This is a genomic window from Klebsiella ornithinolytica NBRC 105727 = ATCC 31898, from assembly GCF_001598295.1.
Classification (GTDB): domain Bacteria; phylum Pseudomonadota; class Gammaproteobacteria; order Enterobacterales; family Enterobacteriaceae; genus Klebsiella; species Klebsiella ornithinolytica.
The window spans coordinates 670,253-691,022 of record NZ_BCYR01000001.1; the positions used below are offsets into that span (position 1 = coordinate 670,253).

The 20,770-nt window shown below is 56.1% G+C and carries 23 protein-coding genes; 6 read left to right on the forward strand and 17 right to left on the reverse strand.

Going from position 1 to position 20,770, the window contains the following annotated elements; all coding sequences use genetic code 11:
* Positions 1 to 45: 45 nt before the first annotated feature.
* The 3 genes from yfcE to ROR01S_RS02910 form a co-directional block, all read right to left on the reverse strand.
* Positions 46 to 597 (reverse strand): phosphodiesterase, encoded by a 552-nt coding sequence (gene yfcE, locus ROR01S_RS02900; protein WP_015583786.1) that lies wholly within the window; start codon positions 595 to 597, stop codon positions 46 to 48.
* A gap of 56 nt (positions 598 to 653) precedes the next feature.
* Positions 654 to 1,298 carry a glutathione transferase gene (gene yfcF / locus ROR01S_RS02905; RefSeq protein ID WP_015583785.1) on the reverse strand — a complete coding sequence of 215 codons (645 nt, stop codon included), beginning with the start codon at positions 1,296 to 1,298 and terminating at the stop codon, positions 654 to 656.
* A gap of 96 nt (positions 1,299 to 1,394) precedes the next feature.
* A complete protein-coding gene (locus ROR01S_RS02910; protein WP_015583784.1) occupies positions 1,395 to 2,813 on the reverse strand; it encodes an aldehyde dehydrogenase family protein in 1,419 nt (472 codons plus the stop codon).
* Between the two features lie 103 nt (positions 2,814 to 2,916).
* Here ROR01S_RS02910 and ROR01S_RS02915 point away from each other — a divergent pair, with 103 nt between their 5' ends.
* From ROR01S_RS02915 to ROR01S_RS02940, 6 genes are all read left to right on the forward strand, one after another.
* Positions 2,917 to 3,831 carry a LysR family transcriptional regulator gene (locus ROR01S_RS02915; protein ID WP_015583783.1) on the forward strand — a complete coding sequence of 305 codons (915 nt, stop codon included), beginning with the start codon at positions 2,917 to 2,919 and terminating at the stop codon, positions 3,829 to 3,831.
* A gap of 71 nt (positions 3,832 to 3,902) precedes the next feature.
* Positions 3,903 to 4,532, forward strand: coding sequence for a GSH-dependent disulfide bond oxidoreductase (yfcG, locus tag ROR01S_RS02920; protein ID WP_015583782.1), 630 nt, complete (start codon positions 3,903 to 3,905; stop codon positions 4,530 to 4,532).
* Between the two features lie 66 nt (positions 4,533 to 4,598).
* Positions 4,599 to 4,961 carry a dihydroneopterin triphosphate 2'-epimerase gene (folX, locus tag ROR01S_RS02925; RefSeq protein WP_015583781.1) on the forward strand — a complete coding sequence of 121 codons (363 nt, stop codon included), beginning with the start codon at positions 4,599 to 4,601 and terminating at the stop codon, positions 4,959 to 4,961.
* Positions 4,962 to 4,979: 18 nt separating this feature from the next.
* A complete protein-coding gene (locus ROR01S_RS02930) occupies positions 4,980 to 5,873 on the forward strand; it encodes a TIGR01777 family oxidoreductase (RefSeq protein WP_015583780.1) in 894 nt (297 codons plus the stop codon).
* 475 nt (positions 5,874 to 6,348) lie between these two features.
* Positions 6,349 to 6,915, forward strand: a complete 567-nt coding sequence (locus ROR01S_RS02935) for a hypothetical protein (RefSeq protein WP_032718026.1) — start codon at positions 6,349 to 6,351, stop codon at positions 6,913 to 6,915.
* A gap of 67 nt (positions 6,916 to 6,982) precedes the next feature.
* The gene (locus ROR01S_RS02940) at positions 6,983 to 7,480 is read left to right on the forward strand and encodes a GNAT family N-acetyltransferase (RefSeq protein ID WP_032718027.1); all 498 of its coding nucleotides are present in this window, start codon (positions 6,983 to 6,985) and stop codon (positions 7,478 to 7,480) included.
* A gap of 40 nt (positions 7,481 to 7,520) precedes the next feature.
* Here the strand turns inward: ROR01S_RS02940 and hisP are convergent, their stop codons facing one another.
* The 14 genes from hisP to ROR01S_RS03010 all read right to left on the reverse strand — a co-directional run bounded on the left by hisP (position 7,521) and on the right by ROR01S_RS03010 (position 20,726).
* Positions 7,521 to 8,294 (reverse strand): histidine ABC transporter ATP-binding protein HisP, encoded by a 774-nt coding sequence (hisP, locus tag ROR01S_RS02945; protein WP_015583777.1) that lies wholly within the window; start codon positions 8,292 to 8,294, stop codon positions 7,521 to 7,523.
* Between the two features lie 7 nt (positions 8,295 to 8,301).
* Entirely contained in the window at positions 8,302 to 9,018 is a 717-nt protein-coding gene (gene hisM, locus ROR01S_RS02950; RefSeq protein ID WP_004865184.1) for a histidine ABC transporter permease HisM, read from the reverse strand.
* Entirely contained in the window at positions 9,015 to 9,701 is a 687-nt protein-coding gene (locus tag ROR01S_RS02955; protein ID WP_015583776.1) for a histidine ABC transporter permease HisQ, read from the reverse strand. Before ROR01S_RS02955 ends, hisM begins: the two co-directional genes overlap by 4 nt.
* Positions 9,702 to 9,767: 66 nt before the next feature.
* Entirely contained in the window at positions 9,768 to 10,550 is a 783-nt protein-coding gene (gene hisJ / locus ROR01S_RS02960; protein ID WP_044350109.1) for a histidine ABC transporter substrate-binding protein HisJ, read from the reverse strand.
* A 267-nt stretch (positions 10,551 to 10,817) separates the two neighbouring features.
* Positions 10,818 to 11,600: a lysine/arginine/ornithine ABC transporter substrate-binding protein ArgT gene (gene argT / locus ROR01S_RS02965; protein ID WP_004865192.1), complete on the reverse strand. Its 783-nt coding sequence runs from the start codon at positions 11,598 to 11,600 to the stop codon at positions 10,818 to 10,820.
* Between the two features lie 273 nt (positions 11,601 to 11,873).
* Positions 11,874 to 12,458: a UbiX family flavin prenyltransferase gene (locus ROR01S_RS02970; protein WP_064359130.1), complete on the reverse strand. Its 585-nt coding sequence runs from the start codon at positions 12,456 to 12,458 to the stop codon at positions 11,874 to 11,876.
* 134 nt (positions 12,459 to 12,592) lie between these two features.
* The gene (purF, locus tag ROR01S_RS02975; protein ID WP_015583773.1) at positions 12,593 to 14,110 is read right to left on the reverse strand and encodes an amidophosphoribosyltransferase; all 1,518 of its coding nucleotides are present in this window, start codon (positions 14,108 to 14,110) and stop codon (positions 12,593 to 12,595) included.
* A 33-nt stretch (positions 14,111 to 14,143) separates the two neighbouring features.
* A complete protein-coding gene (gene cvpA / locus ROR01S_RS02980) occupies positions 14,144 to 14,632 on the reverse strand; it encodes a colicin V production protein (protein ID WP_004865201.1) in 489 nt (162 codons plus the stop codon).
* Positions 14,633 to 14,830: 198 nt separating this feature from the next.
* Positions 14,831 to 15,529 (reverse strand): cell division protein DedD, encoded by a 699-nt coding sequence (gene dedD, locus ROR01S_RS02985; RefSeq protein WP_044350107.1) that lies wholly within the window; start codon positions 15,527 to 15,529, stop codon positions 14,831 to 14,833.
* Positions 15,519 to 16,787: a bifunctional tetrahydrofolate synthase/dihydrofolate synthase gene (gene folC / locus ROR01S_RS02990; RefSeq protein ID WP_015583771.1), complete on the reverse strand. Its 1,269-nt coding sequence runs from the start codon at positions 16,785 to 16,787 to the stop codon at positions 15,519 to 15,521. The genes dedD and folC overlap by 11 nt, the downstream gene beginning before the upstream one ends.
* Positions 16,788 to 16,976: 189 nt before the next feature.
* Complete coding sequence (accD, locus tag ROR01S_RS02995) at positions 16,977 to 17,891, reverse strand: acetyl-CoA carboxylase, carboxyltransferase subunit beta (RefSeq protein ID WP_015583770.1); 915 nt, start codon at positions 17,889 to 17,891, stop codon at positions 16,977 to 16,979.
* Between the two features lie 200 nt (positions 17,892 to 18,091).
* Complete coding sequence (locus tag ROR01S_RS03000; RefSeq protein WP_015583769.1) at positions 18,092 to 18,751, reverse strand: DedA family protein; 660 nt, start codon at positions 18,749 to 18,751, stop codon at positions 18,092 to 18,094.
* Between the two features lie 149 nt (positions 18,752 to 18,900).
* Positions 18,901 to 19,713 carry a tRNA pseudouridine(38-40) synthase TruA gene (gene truA / locus ROR01S_RS03005; RefSeq protein ID WP_015583768.1) on the reverse strand — a complete coding sequence of 271 codons (813 nt, stop codon included), beginning with the start codon at positions 19,711 to 19,713 and terminating at the stop codon, positions 18,901 to 18,903.
* A complete protein-coding gene (locus tag ROR01S_RS03010; protein ID WP_015583767.1) occupies positions 19,713 to 20,726 on the reverse strand; it encodes an aspartate-semialdehyde dehydrogenase in 1,014 nt (337 codons plus the stop codon). Before ROR01S_RS03010 ends, truA begins: the two co-directional genes overlap by 1 nt.
* Positions 20,727 to 20,770: the final 44 nt, after the last annotated feature.

Sequence of the window (20,770 nt, forward strand, 5' to 3'; positions counted from 1 at the left end):
TTTTGAAAGCGCTCTCGCGGCGCGTCTTTACGGTTGGGGGGTAAATTACGGGTTAATTGCAACCTCTGCAATAACCTGATGATCATCAAGTGCTAAAACCTGTAGTCGGTCCCCTTCCAGGAGGCCGTAGCTGGCGGAAAATCCCCCTTTGGGAATGCTGACCGAGCCGGGATTGAAGAGAAAAATATCGCCGCGCTTCTCGGCTACCGGAATATGAGTATGACCATAAACCAGGACATCGCCAGCGGCGAGAGGAGGCATTTTTTCGGGGCTGTACAGATGCCCGTGGGTCAGAAACAGGCGGGTGCGTTCGCTCAGCACCTGCTGCCAGGGCGCAGTGATGGGGAAGTCCAGCAGCATCTGATCGACTTCGCTGTCGCAGTTACCGCGAACGGCGATCACCCGTTGCGCGACGCCGTTGAGCTTCACAGCAACGTCCGCCGGCGCATAGCCTTCGGGTAACGCATTCCGCGGCCCATGGTTCAGCACATCGCCAAGAATAATCAGCCACTGCGCCCCACTTTGCGCGAACCGTTCCAGAACGCGTTCAGTAGCGGGCAGGGAACCATGAATATCCGATGCAAACATCAGCTTCATTTCTTCCGTCTCCACGCATTTCGATGCGCCTATGATAGCGGAACCGCTGCCTCGAATCAGCCCGCGCGTTTAGCTGACAGTGCGACAAAACGCTGAACCGACGCCCGCTGCCACTGGAATGTCGCATAGTCCGCCAGCGGCTCCGGGACCGCATCACCGTTAAGCACCAGCCGGTTGATCATCAGGGCAAGATCGGTATCGGCAATCGACCACTCCCCGAACAGATTATTGCCGCCGTGGGCCAGCAGTTCAGACGCGGTTTCGAATAATTTGTCCGCGCTTTTACGGCCCGCGGCGCTAAGCTCCGGTTTCTTTTGCCCCGCGAATACCACGTCGGTAGATCGCTCCTCGCGAATGGGCATCAGATCGCTGCGCAGCCAGGCTTGCACCTGCCGCGCCCGGGCCCGCTTTTGCAGATCGTGGGGATAGAGCCGCTCCCACTCCGGCGGTGCGAAACGTTCATCCAGATACTCGCTAATCGCGGACGATTCGCTAAGCGCGAACTCCTCCACTTCTAACAACGGCACGCGGCGGGTCACGGTATAACCTTTCCAGCCAGGCTGCTGGTTTTCGCCGCTATCGAGATCGATGGTTTTGAGAGCAAATGGCAGGCTTTTTTCCTGCAGGGCAACGTAGACGGACATCACGTACGGCGAGAAAAAACGCGAATCGGACCACAGGGTAATGACGGGCTGGCTCATGGCATCCTCAATAAATTATGGGGCGATAAGTCAACATATCCTGTCTTTTAAGGGATGTCACTTACCGCACCATGAGGATTTTGCATCCCCTGACGGCTAGCCGATGATCATCGTTTTCGGCTCCAGATAAGCCTGCATTCCCCATTTGCCCATTTCACGTCCCAGCCCGGATTGCTTGAAGCCACCGAACGGCGCCTGCGGTTCATGTTCAAGGGTATTGACCAGCACGCGCCCGGACTCTATCGCCAGCGCAACCTCCTGACCACGCTGCCGATCGCCGCTTAATACCAGGGCGCTCAGGCCATAGGTCGTATCGTTGGCTATCGCGATGGCTTGCGCCTGATCCTGATAGGGAATCAGTACCAGCACCGGGCCAAAGATCTCTTCTCGCGCAATGCGCATCTGGTTGTGGACATCGCTGAATACGGTCGGTTTCACGCACCAGCCTTTTTCCATTCCCTGCGGTCGCCCTTCACCGCCGATAAGCAATCTTGCCCCCTCCTGCTGCCCCAGGCGAATATAATCCTGCACCCGTTGCCACTGTTTCCGGCTGACCATCGGGCCAATTGTCGTCTGCGCGTCGCGCGGATCGCCGGAGATATAGTCCGCCATCGCCTGCACAATAGCCTGTTCAAACTCCGCCAGACGCCCGGCGGGCACCAGAATTCGCGTCCCGGCGATGCAGGCCTGCCCGCTATTCATAAATCCGGCCGCCAGCGCCAGCGAAACCGCCTGCTGCATATCGGCATCATCCAGAATGAGGGTCGGTGATTTACCACCAAGTTCCAGCGTGACGCGTTTCAAGGTTTGCGCACCGCTGGCGATAATATGTTTCCCTACGGCGGTAGAACCGGTGAAAGAAATTTTAGCAATATCGGGATGATGGTTAATAATATCCCCCACCACTTCGCCCCGTCCGGTCACGATGTTAACGACTCCGGCGGGGATCTGCGCCGCGTGCAGCGCTTCGGTGACGATCTGCGTCTGCCAGGCGCTCATCTCGCTGGGTTTAATCACCGCCGTACAGCCTGCCGCCATCGCCGTCGCCAGCTTGCTACAGATAAAACCAGCATCGCTGTTCCACGGCGTAATCAACCCCGCCACGCCGACCGGCGTCATCACAACCTGCGCACGCCCCGCCGGTTCAACAAATTCGAAGCTCGCCAGCGTCTCCATCGCCTGTTTAATGGTTTGCGCCGGCCATGCCGCCATCCATTGCGAGCGCGAAGCCGGGGCGCCATATTCGGTCACAATCGCCTCACGTAAATCCGCCTCTCTCGCCCGGACGGCCTGGTACATCCGCTCAAGGACATCCAGACGCTGCTGTTTCGTCGTCCGTGACCAGCAAGGAAACGCTGCTTTTGCTGCGGCAATCGCGCGCCGGGCATCCTCTTCATCCGCCAGCCGTGCCTGGCCAATCACCTCTTCCGTCGCCGGGTTGAACAGCGCAAAGGTTTCGCTGCCGTGCGGGGTGACAAATTCACCGTTGATATAAATTTTATCGATGTGCAGCATATTCGTCTTCCTCATTGATTTGATGAAGGGAAGTATAGAGTCGACGTATTGCCCCGATAAGAGGGTATAATCAACACAGCCTGTCACGAAAATCGGGATAATTATGCACCGTAGCGGTCTGACTGAACTGGAAGTCCTCCTTGCCGTAGCCCACCGCCAGAGCTTCCGAGCGGCCGCCCGGGAGCTGGGCATGTCGGCCACCGCTATCAGCAACGCCGTAGCCGGACTGGAGGCGCGGCTCAACGTACGTCTGTTTAACCGTACCACCCGCAGCGTTGCGCTGACGGAGGCCGGGCGACGCTACGTCGAGCGCGTGGCGCCTGCGCTGGCAGAAATTCAGCGCGCATCGGAAGAGATTGCCACTCAACCGGAAATGCCGACCGGTACACTGCGCATCAATGCGCCACGCGAGAGCGTTGCCCTGCTGTTCGGGCTGTTCGATGCCTTCCTCAAGCGCTACCCGGACATGCGTCTCGACATCACCACCGAGTCCCGGCTGGTCGATATTGTCGCCGAGGGTTACGACGCCGGCATCCGCCTGGCAGAGTCGCTGCCGCAGGATATGATTGCCGTTACGCTGACGCCCGATGTGCGGATGCGTATCGTCGGTACGGCGGAATATTTTGCCCGCTGCGGCATTCCGCACAGCCCGGAAGATCTGCTGCATCATCAGAGCATCGGGATGCGTATGTCGCACGGCGGTCTCTATCACTGGGAGCTGGAGCGCCAGCAACAAAAGCTGACGGTTAACGTCCCGCCGCGTATTACCCTCAGTGAAATGGGCGCCATCCACCGTGCGGTACTTGCCGGCCTCGGCCTGGCCTTTATCTCGGACTGGTTTATCAAAGAAGATCTGGCCTGCGGCAGGCTCGTCAGCGTGATGGATGAGTGGTGTCCGTCGTTTGCCGGCCTACGCCTCTATTATCCCGGCCGCCGCCACGTTCCGCCCGGGCTGAAGGCTTTTATCAGCCTGGTGCACGAGTTACGCGACCGTCCCGATCCTGCCGGCAAAATTTAGCGCCCCTCCTCCCGGATAGCGGCAGGTCGCCTATACTCGAACACGTGCGACCTACGACGGCGGGAGTCACCATGATCGACCTTTACTACGCACCCACCCCTAACGGCCAGAAAATCATTCTCTTCCTCGAAGAGGCGCAGCTGGCCTATCGCCTGATTCGGGTCGATATCAATAAAGGGGAACAGTTTCGCCCGCAGTTTCTCGCTCTCTCGCCGAATAATAAAATTCCCGCTATCGTCGACCACCTCCCCGTCGACGGCGGAGCGCCGCTCGGCCTGTTTGAGTCCGGGGAAATCCTGCTCTATCTGGCGGAAAAATCAGGAAAACTGCTTAGCGGTGAGCTACGCGAGCGCCATACCACGCTACAGTGGCTGTTCTGGCAGGTCAGCGGATTAGGCCCTATGCTGGGGCAGAATCACCATTTCAATCACAGCGCGCCGCAGGCGGTGCCCTATGCCATCGAGCGTTATCAGGTCGAGACCCAGCGGTTGTACAACGTACTGAACCGTCGTCTGGAGGTCAGCCCATGGCTCGGCGGCGAACATTACAGTATTGCCGATATTGCCTGCTGGCCGTGGATTCGCGCCCACCCTCGCCAGCGTATTGATCTCGCGCATTTTCCGGCGATTCATAACTGGTTTGAACGCATTCGTCAGCGTCCGGCCACCGGGCAGGCGCTGATAAAAATACAACACCAATAACCCCCCTGCTCGCATGGCTTGCTTTCATGTATGATTGCGGAAATGACAACACGGAGGAAGCCTGCAATGTCTCAGCCAGACGCCATTATTCGTATAAAGAACCTACGCTTACGTACTTTTATCGGAATCAAAGAAGAAGAAATCGCTAACCGCCAGGATGTGGTGGTCAATGTTGCGATTCACTACCCGGCGGAGCGGTCACGCAACAGTGAAGATATCAACGATGCGCTGAATTACCGCACGATTACCAAGCGTATCATCAGCCACATTGAGAATAACCGCTTCTCGCTGCTGGAAAAATTAACTCAGGATGTGCTCGATATCGCATGCGAACATCACTGGGTCACTTATGCTGAAGTTGAGATCGATAAACTTTATGCACTGCGCTACGCCGACTCCGTCTCAATGACCATGAGCTGGCGGCGCTAAGCTTCTTAGGGAGGCGCTATGAGGATTCTGCTTACTGGCGGTACCGGCCTGATTGGCCGGCATCTGATCCCCCGGCTGCTGGAGCTTGGGCATCACGTAACGGTATCAACGCGCAGCCCGGAAAAAGCGCAAACCCGGCTGGATGCCCGCGTCACCTTGTGGCGCGGCTTCGAAGGCCATCATCACCTCAATGAGATTGATGCCGTCATCAATCTGGCAGGCGAACCTATCGCCGACAAACGCTGGACGGCGGAGCAAAAGCAGCGTCTGTGTCACAGCCGCTGGGATATCACTCAAAAGCTGGTGAATCTGTTCAACGCCAGCGATACGCCACCCGCCGTGCTGATCAGCGGCTCTGCCGTAGGCTTTTACGGCGATCTCGGGGAAGTTGTGGTGACCGAAGATGAGCCGCCGCACAATGAATTTACCCACAAACTCTGCGCCCGCTGGGAGCAGCTGGCCTGCGAGGCGCAAAGCGATCGCACCCGCGTCTGCCTGCTGCGCACCGGCGCGGTGCTGGCGCCGACGGGCGGGATCCTGGCCAAACTGATGCCGCTCTTCAGGCTTGGACTCGGCGGCCCTATTGGTAACGGCAGGCAGTATCTGGCCTGGATTCATATCGATGATATGGTCAACGGCATTCTGTGGCTGCTGGATAACGATCTCAGCGGGCCTTTCAATATGGTTTCCCCTTATCCGGTCCGCAATGAACAGTTTGCCCATTCTCTCGGGCATGCGCTGAATCGTCCGGCAATTTTCCGCGTACCGGCAACGGCGATTCGCCTGCTGATGGGAGAGTCGTCGGTACTGGTGCTCGGCGGGCAGCGGGCGTTGCCCCGGCGCCTGGAGGATGCCGGTTTTGGCTTCCGCTGGTACGATCTGGAAGAAGCGCTGGCCGACATGCTGCGCTAGTTCATTTCGCTCAGGGAGATCGCATCGGTCTCCCTGGACGATTATCTTGTGGAACCCACCTCGCAGCGCGTAAAACGAGCCCGTTTAGCCCCGCCTTAATTGTGAATTCGCTTCCGGTGAATCTCCTCTCACTCTGTCATAACCCCCGCTCTACAACTCAACACCCCCAACCGTTGACAATCGTCAACACCTCATTCAGGATGACCAGGACCCAGCGATGAAGGAACATCCGGATAAACATATCAGAGCAGCCATTGACTACGCGCTGGTGCAGGTCTGGATTTTTCTCCCTGGCGGCAAAAGCGCCCACTGTTTTGGCCGATTAATATGCGGTACGGCCCATCATCCGGAGCATATGATGAGCATCTGGAGTACACCTGCGGTACCCATTAACCACGCCCGGCAACTCATCAGAATGGTCGACCGCTGCCAGCCGCCTACAGCGAATAAAATTCACCACCAGAAGGATTTAGCCATGGCGCTGTATAATTTTACGCTCACCCTCTCCGGCGTCACTGTTCATACCGAGGGGCTTGAGGATGCGCTGCATACGGCAGGCTGCGCTGATGCGCTGGTCTGTTTTTACGGAACCGCGGTCTATCTGGAGTTCGCTCGCGAAAGCGACTCTCTCGAGCGGGCCATTCTGTCAGCCATTGCCGATATCGAATCCGCACCGGCTCTGAACGCGCGGGTCGAATCCGTCGATTCCGCGCTGGTAGGATTAAGCGATATTGCCGAACTCGCCGGCCTGACGCGACAGGCCATTGCCCTGCTGAAAGATGGCGCGAGAGGTTCGGGCCAGTTTCCGGGACCGGTACAGCGCGTTAAGGGCAATTCGCCGCTGTGGCGCTGGAAAACCGTCGTCAGATGGCTGGTTATGGAGGGACGTCTTGCCGAAGACTCACCGCTGGTCGCCCACGCGGCAGTACTGGATAACCTCAACCTGGCGTTACAATTGAGGGCTACGCCAGAGAGCAAAACCGTGCTGCGCTACCTTCGCGGGCTCGAAAATCAGCGCCAGGCTTCGCCGACGGTCGGTTAGACGCGTAAACATTCCGGCGCTTTATGGTGTTAAGGTGGCGGAGTCATTCACCTTTATGGACTGCTTTATGACAATACTCACTACCCCGCGCCTGCGCCTCTCGCCGTTTAGCTTATCCGACTGGCCTTTTTTCCTCCGTCTGCGTCGCGATCGTCAGGTCATGCGCTTTATGGGTGAAATGCTCGATGAGCCCGCGCTGCGTACCCTGTTTGCCGCGCGCTGCGCGGATCCCGGCGTGTTTGTGCTGCGCGATAAAAAAGGTGTGGCCATCGGTGATATCGGCCTGCGCATCAGCAGTAAAAATCCGCATGAAGCCGATGTCGGATATGCCCTCATCCCGGAGGCGCAGGGTCAGGGATATGCCAGTGAAGCGCTGCGGGCGATATGTGATTACGGCTTTAGCCAGCTCGGTGTCAATGCCATCAACGCCTGGGTACTGGGTGACAATATCGGGTCGGCGCGTCTGCTGGAAAAACACGGTTTTGTGCGGATTCAGGTGCTGGAAAAAGCCTACCACCTGAACGGCGTCGATTACGATGACTGGGTATATCGGCTGGAGCGGTAATCTGCTCCCGGCGAGCGGTTTCGCCGGGAGACAGCAAGGCTTACTTCAAGGAGCCTTTCAGGAACTGCTGCAGGCGTGGGCTTTTCGGATTGCCGAACAGCTCATCCGGATGACCTTCTTCTTCAATCTTGCCCTGATGCAGGAAAATGACGTGCGAAGAGACATGGCGCGCAAAGCCCATTTCATGGGTCACTACCACCATGGTTTTGCCCTCTTCCGCCAGCTTCTGCATGATACGCAGCACCTCCCCGACCAGTTCAGGATCAAGCGCGGAAGTCGGTTCGTCAAACAGCAGCACATCGGGCTCCATCGCCAGCGCACGCGCAATGGAGACGCGCTGCTGCTGACCGCCGGAGAGATGCACCGGGTATTTGATCTGCTGGCGCTCATCGATACCCACTTTCGCCAGATATTTCACCGCCCGCTCGCGCGCTTCCTGCTTACTCAGCCCGAGAACCTGAATCGGCGCTTCCATGACGTTTTCCAGCACCGTCATATGGCTCCACAGATTGAAATGCTGGAACACCATCGTCAGGCGCGTACGCAGCAGACGCAGCTGGTTTTTATCCGCGACCTTCAGCTGACCGTCTTTGTCGCGAACCAGACCAATATTCTGCCCGTTAACCACGATGGTGCCTTCGCTGGGCTTTTCCAGGAAGTTAATGCAGCGCAAAAAGGTACTTTTACCGGAACCCGATGAACCGATAATGCTGATAACGTCTCCGGCTTGCGCCCGTAACGAGACGCCTTTCAGCACCTCATGCTCGCCGTAACGTTTATGGAGATCGATAACATTTAATTTATTGTCGGACATGGCGGTCTCAATGCGTCGAAGAAGGTTTTATATGCTGCAACCAGCGCTTTTCCGCCTTGCGGAACAAGCTAATCAGCACATACGAAATAATTAAATAGAGCACCGCGGCAATCCCGAAGGCGGTGAACGGCTGATAGGTCGCCGAGTTAATATCCCTGGCGATTTTCAGCAGATCCGGCACGGTGGCAGTAAAAGCCAGCGCGGTGGAGTGCAGCATCAGAATCACTTCGTTGCTGTACGCTGGCAGCGCGATACGCAGCGCAGACGGCAAAATAATGCAGCGATACATTTTGACCGATGAGAAACCATAGGCCCGCGCCGCTTCAATTTCCCCGGGAGGGACGGAACGGATCGCCCCGGCAAAAATCTCCGTGGTATAGGCGCAGGTATTGAGCGTTAAGGCCAGCACCGTACAGTTGAGGCCGCTGCGGAAAAAGGCGTTCAGCAGCTCGGTGCCTTTGACGATTTCCAGCGTATACATCCCGGAGTAAAACACCAGCAGCTGTACGTACAGCGGCGTACCGCGGAACACATAGGTAAACAGCCAGATCGGAAACTGAATGTATTTATTGCTAGAGACACGACCGATAGCGAGAAATACTGCCAGTATGCCGCCCATCACCACCGAGGAGATCAGCAGCCACAGCGTGATAGCCACCCCGGTAAAGCGATAGCCGTCGGTCCACAGCAGCGATTTCCAGTACTCCTGAATAATCTCAATCACAGGTCAGCCCTCTTCACGCCCACGGAGTAACGGCGTTCAAGCAGCAGCAGTACACCATTGGAAACTGTGGTAAACACGAGATAAACCAGACCGCAGACGATCGCAAAGTAGAACGGCTGCCAGGTACTTTTCCCCGCCAGCTGGGTGGCTTTGACCACATCTTCCAGCCCCAGCAGAGAGACCAGCGCCGTTGCCTTGAGGATAACCTGCCAGTTGTTGCCAATTCCCGGTAACGCATAGCGCATCATTGCCGGAAAGAGGATCCGCCGGAAGGTCTGCCCGTTGCTGAAGCCAAAGGCCGTCGCCGCTTCGATGTGTCCTTTCGGAACCGCCATGAAAGCGCCGCGGAAGGTTTCAGTAAAATAGGCACCGTAGATAAAGCCCAGCGTAATAATCCCCGCGACCATTGGGTCAATATCAAACTGTGATAGTCCCAGTGCGTCGGTGAGCGTATTCAGCGCAATCTGCAGACCGTAGAAAATCAGCAGCATCAGCACCAGATCGGGCACGCCACGAATTAGCGTGGTGTAGCCTTCAAATACCAGCGCCAGCGGTCGATTGCTCGATAGCTTAGCTCCGGCACCCGCCAGACCAATGAGGACCGCCAGCACAACCGAACTAAGAGCCAGCTCCAGTGTGACAAGAGCGCCCTGTAAAATAACCTGTGAAAACCCGTACAGCATGCTGTCTGCCCTGTCTGTCATCGACCATCACGCGCCAATATGCGCGCGATGGGGTACGTATGATGCTTAGTCACCGTACACGTTAAAATCGAAATATTCTTTTGCCAGCTTGTCGTAGGTGCCATCTTTGCGCATATCCGCGAAGGCCTTATTTAACGCCTCGCGCAGCTCGTTGTCCTCTTTACGCAGGCCCATGCCGGTACCGACGCCAAACAGTTTTTCATCCTTAATCGACGGACCGCCAAACTGGTAATCTTTACCAACAGGCTGTTTGAGGAAGCCTTCGCTCGCGGCGACTTCATCCTGGAACGCCGCGTCGATGCGCCCGGCGGTCAGGTCGGAATAGATATTGTCCTGGCCCTGATAAGAGACAATTTCAATCCCTTTCGGTGCCCAGTGCTCATTACCATAGGTCTCCTGGGTGGTCCCCTGAAGCACACCGATACGCTTGCCTTTCAGTTTCGCGAGATCCGGCGTGATATCACTGCCTTTTTTCACAACCAGACGGGAATCTGCAGCGTAAAGTTTGTCGGTGAAAGCAATTTCCTGCTGACGTTTTTCGGTAATGGACAACGAAGACATAATCGCATCGATTTTCTTCGCTTTTAAAGAGGGGATCAGCGCATCCAGCGGGTTTTCAACGAAGGTACATTGCGTATTGATACGCTTACACAGCTCTTTTGCCAAATCGATGTCAAAACCAATCAACTGACCCTGCGCATTTTTCGATTCGAACGGGGCATAAGTTGGATCGGTACCGATACGTAGTTTTTGCGGAATGGCTGCGAATACCGTGCTAACGCTGGAAAGGGCCAGCGCTAAAGAAAGAGACAACGCCAGTTTTTTCATAACTATCCTCAACAGACTGTCATTCTAACGAGTTTATTAGAAGTACTTACGGCAGTTATCGTGCCATTATTCGCCCCGGTAAGGCAAAGCATTCTGCGCCCGGAAGCCAATTATTTCGCACCATAAACGCTTAACTATGCATTAAGCGCCCGACAAAACCGCCTTTTATGCACCAAATCGGAACACCGCAGGCAAACTTGCACCAATTTAGTGCAATCGTGGACATGCGAAGTCCCTCAGGCCCGGTTTCCCGGGCCAGCGGCGTGCTTAGTCACCGTAGACGTTGAAGTTGAAGTATTTCTTCGCCATTTTGTCGTAGGTCCCGTCTTTACGCATTTCAGCCAACGCACTGTCGAAAGCGGCTTTCAGCTCGCCATCGGTTTTACGCAGGCCAATGCCGGTACCATCACCGAAGAATTTTTTATCTTTGACAGAGGGACCGGCAAAGGCGAAATCTTTACCGGCAGGTTGTTTGAGGAAGCCTTCGCTGGCGGCGACTTCATCCTGCAGCGCAGCATCAAGACGGCCGGCAGCAAGGTCGGAGTAGATCAGATCCTGGTTCTGGTAGGCAACGACATCCACGCCCTGGCTACGCCAGCGTTCATTGCCGTACGCTTCCTGAGTTGAACCCTGCAGTACCCCGACGTGTTTGCCCTTCAGGGATTCCAGCGTCGGCTGGATTGATGAACCTTTTGGCGCAATCAGACGGGAGTCAGCGGCATACAGCTTGTCAGAGAAGGCAATCTCCTGCTGACGTTTTTCAGTAATCGACAAGGAAGAGATAATGGCGTCAATTTTCTTCGCCTTCAGCGAAGGAATCAATGAATCAAAGTCGCTCCCCACCCAGGTACATTTTACTTTGATACGCGAGCACAGCTCGTTGCCCAAATCGATATCAAAACCAACGAAATCCCCTTTCGCATCCTTCGAAGAGAAAGGCGCGTAGGTGGCATCGGTACCGATACGAATGCTTTGCGGAAGCGCGGCAAAAACGCTGGAAGCGCTGCTGATTCCCATGATTAAAGAGAGGGCCAGGATCGTCTTCTTCATACAATACCCTTAAGTGTCGTGATGTTGTTATATGGTGCGTTGCTTCGTTATGTGTAGCCGACTCATCCTGCAGGTTTTATGCCATCTTCTCAGTGCGTGCTGGAAACAGCGTTAAATTTGTTAATATAAAGTTGCAGGATTGTCTTAAGAGGGAAGATAACAGCATTGACGGACAAACCGCAGTGGCCGAACGCAAAAAAACAAATTAAATGTTGAGGATTTGATCGGGGCGACAAAATTGCACTGCGGAGGCGCAAAAGTTCACGGCACGCACTACTTTAGTGCGACTGAAGGTCCCTGCCAACGGGTAAAAAGATCCTGCGGAAGGGTAATATCGAACTGATCGATAACCCGGTTGACCGTCTGGTTAATCACATCGTCGAGGGTTTGCGGGCGATGGTAGAAAGCCGGAACCGGCGGCATAATCACCGCGCCCATCTCTGCGGCCTGCACCAGCAGGCGCAGATGACCAAGATGGAACGGCGTTTCCCGCACGCACAGGACCAGCGGACGACGCTCTTTGAGGACCACGTCCGCCGCACGGGTCAGCAGACCATCGGTATAGCTGTGAACAATTCCGGAAAGCGTTTTCACCGAGCAAGGCAGTATCGCCATGCCGGCGGTCTTAAACGACCCCGACGAGATACTGGCGGCGATATCGCGCGCATCATGGACCACATCCGCCAGCGCCTGCACTTCCCGTAGAGAATAGTCGGTCTCCAGCGCCAGCGTCTGCCGCGCTGCCTGGCTCATGATCAGATGCGTTTCGACATCAGGCACATCGCGTAAAATCTGAAGCAGTCGCACACCGTAAATGGCGCCGCTGGCGCCGGAGATACCAATAATAAGTCGTTTCACGATGATTGCCTCTTCCACATAATGGGGCAGACTTTGCCGGATTATAGCACCGGACGCAAGCCTTACGGCCACGCGGCAAAAACACAAAAGCCCGCGGTCGGATGACGGCGGGCTTTTCACAACGCTCGGGTTAATTAGCCTTCGTTGTGCATCTCCAGGTTTTCCACTTCGTTCAGACGCTGCACCGCTTTCGCATCGTCATTACGTAAGGAGTCAAGATAATCGAGGTACTGCTGGTCCACATCCTTAGTGACGTACACGCCGTTAAATACCGAACATTCAAACTGCTGAATATCCGGATTTTCCACACGTACAGCCTCAATCAGATCGTTCAGATCCTGGAAGATAAGGCCATCCGCGCCAATGATCTGGCGGATTTCGTCCACTTCGCGACCGTGGGCAATAAGCTCGGTTGCCGTCGGCATATCAATGCCGTAAACGTTCGGGAAACGAATCTCTGGCGCTGCGGAAGCCAGATAGACCTTTTTCGCGCCGGCTTCGCGCGCCATCTCAATAATCTGTTCCGAGGTGGTCCCACGCACGATGGAGTCATCCACCAGCAGCACGTTTTTATCCCGGAACTCCGCGCGGTTGGCATTAAGCTTACGACGCACCGACTTCCGGCGCAGCTGCTGGCCCGGCATGATGAAGGTCCGGCCGACGTAACGGTTTTTCACGAAGCCCTGGCGATAAGGCTTATCGAGGATACGGGCAATTTCCAGCGCGATATCGCAGGAGGTTTCCGGGATCGGAATGACCACGTCAATGTCCAGATCTTCCCATTCACGAGCGATCTTCTCACCCAGTTTGGTGCCCATATTGACGCGCGCGCTGTAGACGGAAATCTTGTCGATAAACGAGTCCGGGCGAGCAAAATAGACGTACTCAAAGAGGCACGGGTTGCTGACCGGATTCTCCGCGCACTGACGGGTAAACAGCTGGCCCTTCTCGGTAATATAGACCGCTTCACCCGGCGCCACATCGCGCAGGAATTCGAAGCCCAGGGTATCCAGCGCCACGCTCTCGGAGGCCACCATATACTCGGTACGACCATCGCCAACATCACGTTTCCCCAACACCAGAGGGCGGATGCCGTTTGGATCGCGGAAGGCAACCATACCGTGACCAATGATCATCGCCACGCAGGCGTAGGCACCGCGGATTTGACGGTTCGTCGCAGCGATCGCGGCAAAAATGTTATCTGCTTCCAGAGGATAATGACGGAAGTTATCCAGCTCGCTGGCGAAGATGTTGAGCAGGATTTCAGAATCGGAAGTGGTGTTGATATGACGGCGTTTTTCTTCAAACAGCTTCTTACGCAGCTCGTGCGCGTTGGTCAGATTGCCGTTATGCGCCAACGTAATACCATACGGTGAGTTGACGTAGAAAGGCTGCGCCTCGGAGGCACTTGAACTGCCCGCCGTAGGATAGCGAACATGGCCAATCCCCATATTGCCCTGCATACGCTGCATGTGGCGAGCTTCAAAAACGTCGCTCACCAGTCCGTTCGCCTTACGCAAACGGAAACAGTTATTTGCATCAATAGTGATGATGCCTGCGGCATCCTGGCCACGATGCTGAAGCACCGTTAACGCGTCATAAATCGACTGGTTTACCGGCATAACACCGGCGATACCGACAATACCGCACATACGTCTTTTCCTCGTTCAGCCACATCCCAACGCTTATGCTTTGGGCAAGAAACTTGACGAGCTTTGCAGATAGTCAAAAAACCATCTGATAACGAAACTGAACTGCGGGATAAGCTCTGACTTTTGCCAGTCTTCGCTTTTCGCCATACCGGTAAAACTATCGAGAAAGAACAGAATCGCAGAGACAATCAGCACGCCACGCAGGGCGCCAAAACAGATCCCTAACACCCTGTCGGTACCCGACAGGCCCGTTTTCTCAACCAGTGCGCCAATCACATAGTTAACGATGGCGCCAACGATAAGCGTTGCGATAAACAGTATCGCGATAGCAATCCCATTGCGGACCATTTCGTCTTCAAAGCCCGTGAACCAGACAGCCAGGTAAGTGTAGTAATGACTGGCGACAAAGAAAGCACATCCCCAGGTTACCAGCGATAACGCTTCACGAACAAAGCCGCGGATCAGGCTTACCAGACAGGAAAAACCAATCACCGCTATAATGACGTAATCAATCCAGACCATAAACATCCCACGATTTACGCCCTGTCATCCGGTTCGGGGCGCATTCTAACAGAAAAAGAAAACGTTTGCGTAGGGATTTCCGTGCCCTACAGAAATAAAAATGGCGCTGAAAAAACATTCAACGCCATGCTGTCTTGCGCCTCCTGAAAGCACGTCAGACAGGAGCTTCGCCCCTCACCAGCGCGGCGAGGGACAAGATTAGTTGGGGCTATATCCCATGACCACACCGCTCAGGCCGGAGATCTGTTTCAGGTCGCCAAGCTGCCCTTTCAGTTTATCTTTTGAGGTATCGGGACCGACCAGAATACGGGTAATTTTACCTTGAACCGGCGTCGAAGGCGACGTGTAGACCTTAAACCCGGAGGAGCGCAGCTTACCGACGATTTCATTGACCTTATCCGCATTCTTCAACGCACCGAGCTGCACCACATAGGCTTTGCCGGTCGGAGCAGGTATCTCGGCCGGTTTCGCCGGCGGCGTCTGGGCAACGGTTTGTTGCTGCGGCTGCGGCTTCTCCACCGGCTTCGACGGCTGAGGCTGCGGTTTCGGTTGAGGCTGCGGTTTGGGCTGCGGCTTCGGTGCGACCACCGGCTCCTGCACATCATCGAAACTGTTGCTGTTAACCGGGATACGCGACGGATCCAATGACGGCGCCGCGGCGTCTCCCGCTCTGACCTCTTCCGCCGCCCCTTCCGGCGGTTGAGCCGGAAGAGCCTGAGTCGCCGCCGGCAGCATATCCGGCTCATCGCGATCGCCCGGTTTTGGCACCAGTGGAATTGCCGCGAACTCGTCCTGATAATGCTTTTTCTGACCATCAAGCAGCCCCGGGAGGATAATCACCCCCAGCGCGACCAGCACAATCGTCCCGACTAAACGGTTCTGAAACTTACTCGCCACCGATTCTCCCCGCCTCTATTTCTTCCATTACATGCGCCACCGTATGGAATGAACCACACACCAGCACCGTATCTTCCGGTCTGGCATCGGCCATCGCCGCATGCCAGGCCTGAGCCACGTTGGCGTAAGCTTTTCCTGCCTGCAAATGCTCCTGCAGCTGTTGCGCCGTTGCACCGCGCGGCCCTTCCAGAGGCGCACAGTACCAGCTATCCACTTCCGCCGTCAGGTTTGCCAGCGTGCCGGCAATATCCTTATCATGCAGCATACCAACAACCGCCAGCACGCGCCCCGTTTTCGACAGGCTTTTGAGACGTCCGGCGAGCCAGGCTGCCGCATGGGGGTTATGCGCCACATCGAGAATCACGCGCGGCGTTTCGCTGATTATCTGAAAACGCCCCGGCAGCATCGCCTGTTTAATACCGTCGCGAATTGCCCGATCGCTCACCTGAAGTCGGCTGGCTCGCAGCGCCGCCAGCGCCGTGGCGGCATTCGGCAGCGGAATCTGAGGCAACGGTAAATCCGCCAGTGTCCCCTCCCCGTCACTGAATGACCACGTCTGCTCGCCGGCGACATAGCGCCAGTCGACGTCGCGACGCAGAAGCGTTGCCCCTTTCCCGGCGGCCACCTCGGCGATGGTATGGGGCATCTCCGGTTCACCAACGACGGCCGGTTTGCCGGCACGGAAAATACCGGCCTTCTCACGACCAATGCTTTCCCGATCCGGTCCCAGCCAGTCAGTATGATCCAGGGCGATGCTGGTTACCACCGCCACATCCGCATCGACGATGTTGGTGGCATCAAGACGCCCGCCGAGACCAACCTCAAGGATCACCACGTCGAGCTGCGCCTGCTTAAACAACCACAGGGCAGAGAGCGTGCCAAACTCGAAATAGCTCAGGGAAATCTCACCGCGCGCCGCTTCAATTTCAGCAAAAGAGGCGGTATGCGCCGCTTCCGGCAGCTCCGCGCCCTGTACGCGTACGCGCTCGGTATAGCGCACCAGATGCGGCGAACTGTAAACCCCAACCTTGTAGCCCGCCGCGATCAGCACAGACTCCAGCGTGCGGCAGGTGGTTCCTTTACCGTTGGTTCCCGCCACCGTGAAGACGAACGGCGCAGGCTTTAACACCGCCATCCGTTCGGCGACTTCGCTCACGCGGGTCAGCCCCAGATCGATGGTTTTACTGTGCAGATGTTCCAGATAGGAAAGCCACGTAGCCAGGGGCGACGTGGCCTGAGGAATAGGTTCTTTTTCCATGATGTCCGCGAGTGTTAACGGTAAATACGCTTCATCCTTCAAACTGCCTCTTGCCGGCAGCGCTCGTCACCCGCGCTGTCCATTGGACCGGGCCCTGACGGGGCTTTAGCCTTTCCGCCGCGCCGCAGTTTGAATGATGGCGCATAGAATTAAAAAAGGGCAGCGCCGTCAGGCCTGCCCTCCGAATTATCAGGCCTCTGGTTCCTGATCCGGTGCCGGTGGCACCACCTCACCTTCGTGAGAGACGTCCTGGCTGGGTGCCGGAAGATTCATCAGCTTCGCCAGAATGCTGGCCAGCTTCAGACGCATTTCCGGGCGACGAACGATCATATCGATCGCCCCTTTTTCAATCAGGAACTCACTGCGCTGGAAGCCCGGCGGCAGTTTCTCACGTACGGTCTGCTCGATAACGCGAGGCCCCGCAAAGCCGATCAGCGCTTTCGGTTCCGCGATATTGAGATCGCCCAGCATGGCGAAGCTCGCCGATACGCCGCCCATGGTCGGGTCGGTCAGTACGGAGATATACGGTAAACCGCGCTCCTGCATTTTCGCCAGCGCGGCTGAGGTTTTCGCCATCTGCATCAGCGACATCAGCGCTTCCTGCATACGCGCGCCGCCGGAAGCGGAGAAGCAAATCAGCGGGCAATTATCTTCCAGCGCCTGTTCTACCGCGCGCACGAAGCGAGCGCCAACCACCGAGCCCATCGAGCCGCCCATAAAGGAGAATTCGAATGCTGCTGCGACAACCGGCATCTCGTGCAGAGTGCCCTTCATGACCACCAGCGCATCTTTTTCACCGGTCTCTTTTTGAGCGGACGCCAGACGGTCTTTGTATTTTTTCGAATCGCGGAACTTCAGCACATCTTTCGGCTCGAGCTCGCTTCCCAGCTCCACCAGGGAACCTTCGTCCAACAGGCTATGCAGGCGATTACGCGCCGACATACGCATGTGGTGATCGCACTTAGGGCAAACCTCCAGGTTGCGCTCCAGCTCTGCGCGGTACAGAACCTGCCCGCAGCTGTCGCACTTAGTCCATACACCCTCAGGAATGCTTGCCTTGCGGGTGGGAGTGATATTGCTTTTAATTCGTTCAATCCAGCTCATTGATAACCTTTCTGCCTGAACCTGGTCGATGCCAGTTTTGTCGTAAGGGGCGCATAATGCCATTTTTGACCCTTACAGACCATGAATGTTGCACATTAAATCATAACATCCCGTAACATGGGATAAAAAAGTGGTCGTACCGCTCACACTTCCCTCTTCGGGCAGCAGGCTGCTGCCCGACGCAGATAAAAGCAGGAGGGTTATTTCGTCTGCTTCGCCGCCGCGCGCTTGTGGCGAATAATTTCAATGACCCCAGGCAGCACCGACAGAACAATAATGGCGACAATCAGCAGCTTCAGGTTTTCCTGAACGATCGGCAAATCGCCAAACAGGTAGCCTGCATAGGTAAACAGCAGAACCCACAGCAGCGCGCCAACCACGTTATACGCGGCAAAATGACGATAGGACATATGGCCCATTCCCGCCACAAACGGTGCGAAGGTTCTGACGATCGGCACAAAACGCGCAAGAATAATCGTTTTGCCGCCGTGACGCTCATAGAACGAATGGGTTTTATCCAGGTAGCTACGTCGGAAAATCTTCGAATCAGGATTACTGAAGAGCTTTTCGCCAAACAGCCGTCCGATAGTGTAGTTCAGCGCATCGCCGACAATGGCCGCAATGACCATCAATGCCACCATCAGATGCACGTTCAGATCGTTCGTCGGCAGCGCCGACAGCGCGCCGGCCACGAACAGCAGCGAATCGCCGGGCAGGAATGGCGTCACCACCAGACCCGTTTCACAGAACAGAATCAAAAACAGAATGGCGTATACCCAGACGCCATAACTGGCAACCAGCTCAGCCAGATGAACATCAATATGCAGGATGAAATCAATTAAAAAACGAATCAGGTCCATATTGTATGAGTCCTTAATGACACGACACAAAATCGGCCAGGATGCCGTGCGACAACAAACCGCTCGTTTCCGGTCGTAGAAATAATTCCCCGACCGGAACGCTCAGATGCGGCCAACAAGCGGGCAGCCTGAAGGATAAAGCGTTAATGTTAGTCCGCCAGAAACAGCGGGCCCATCGGCATCACCGGCAGATCGTAGCGGGCCGGATAATCTACCGACACCAGATACAACCCTTCTGCTTTTGCCGTCGCGGCGGCCAGCTTCCTGTCTTTCGCCGCCAGAAGTTCTGCTATCCAGCTCTCTGGCTGGTTCCCGGCCCCTACTTCCATCAGGCTGCCGACAATGTTCCTTACCATATGATGTACAAAGGCATTCGCTTTGATATCCACCACCACATACGCGCCATACCGCGTGACGCTAATATGGTTAATATTTCGCCACGGCGTGCGCGACTGACACTGCACCGCGCGAAATGAGGTGAAATCATTTTCACCCAGCAAACACTGGGCGGCGCGCTGCATCCGCTCCGCATCCAGAGGCTGATGATAATGGGTGACGCCCTGGCTTAACACCGCCGGACGCAGACGGTGATTATAGATGACGTAACGGTAGCGACGCGCGGTGGCGCTGAAGCGGGCGTGAAAATCGTCCGGGACATGTTTCACCCAACGGACGGCGATATCGCCCGGCAAATTCGCATTGACCCCCAGCGTCCAGGCCGCGTCTTTGCGCAGCGCGTGGGTCTCAAAATGCACAACCTGGCCGGTGCCATGAACACCGGCGTCGGTGCGACCGGCGCAGAATACGTTAATCGGTTCATTTGCCACCTGCGAGAGCGCCTTTTCCAGCTTCTCCTGCACGCTGCGAACTTCGTTTTGCCGCTGCCAGCCGTAATATTTGCTGCCGTCGTACTCGATGCCCAGCGCGATTTTATAGACCGGCTGCTGCTCCATCTCAGACATCAGTACAAATACTCCTGCACCAGTTTCTCCGCGATTTTCACCGCCATCAGCGCGCCGCCGAAGCGGACGTTATCGGCAACGGACCAGAACTGAATCTGTTCCGGCATGCCGTAATCATTGCGTACACAGCCGACGGAGAGTTGCGCAGTACCTGAAGCATCGCCGACCTGAGTCGGGAATTCGCGCTCGGCGGAGAGCTCAATATCTTCGCCGCGAGTGAAGGCATCGCGAGCCTCTTCTGCCGCCAGCGGACGCATCGCTTCGAAGTTCACCATCTGCGCATGACCGTAGAACACCGGCGACTGCACGACGCTGGCTGAAACCATCAATCCTTCATCCTGGAGGATCTTACGAACTTCATCGACAATACGGCGCTCTTCGCGCACGCTACCTTCACGATCCGGCAGCAGCGGCAGCATGTTAAACGCCAGCTGACGGCCAAAGAAATCTTCATCATCGATTGGCATACCGTTGAGCAGCTTCGCGCTCTGCCCCGCCAGCGCATCAACGGCTTTTTTACCGTATGCGGAAGCGGAGATCAGGCTGGTCACGCTGATACGCGACAGGCCGCCTTCATCGATCAGCGGTTTCAGCGCCGTCAGCAGCTGGCTGGTCAGGCTGTTGGCGACGGCGATGACGTTGCGATTGCGATAATCGGCCAGTACAAACGGGTTCACTTCCGGCACAACCAGCGGTACGTCCGGCTCCAGCGCAAACAGACCGCTGAGATCGATAACCAGACAACCGGCATTGGTCGCCTCATCAACATAGGCCGCCGTCGCTTCAACGCCAGCGGCAAAAAAGGCCAGCTGTACCTGGGTCCAGTCAAATACGGCAGCATCCTGCACGATCACCGACTTACCGCTAAAACGCAGATGCTCTCCCGCGCTCTCATTGCGCGCCAGCGCATAGATATCACCCACCGGGAACTGACGTTCAGCAAGGGTGTCGAGCAGGGCTTCGCCGACGGCGCCCGTTGCGCCCAGTACGGCAATATTCCAGCCTTCAGACATGGTGGTTTACTCCAGAGAAAAGCGACCCTGCCGGAGTATCCAAC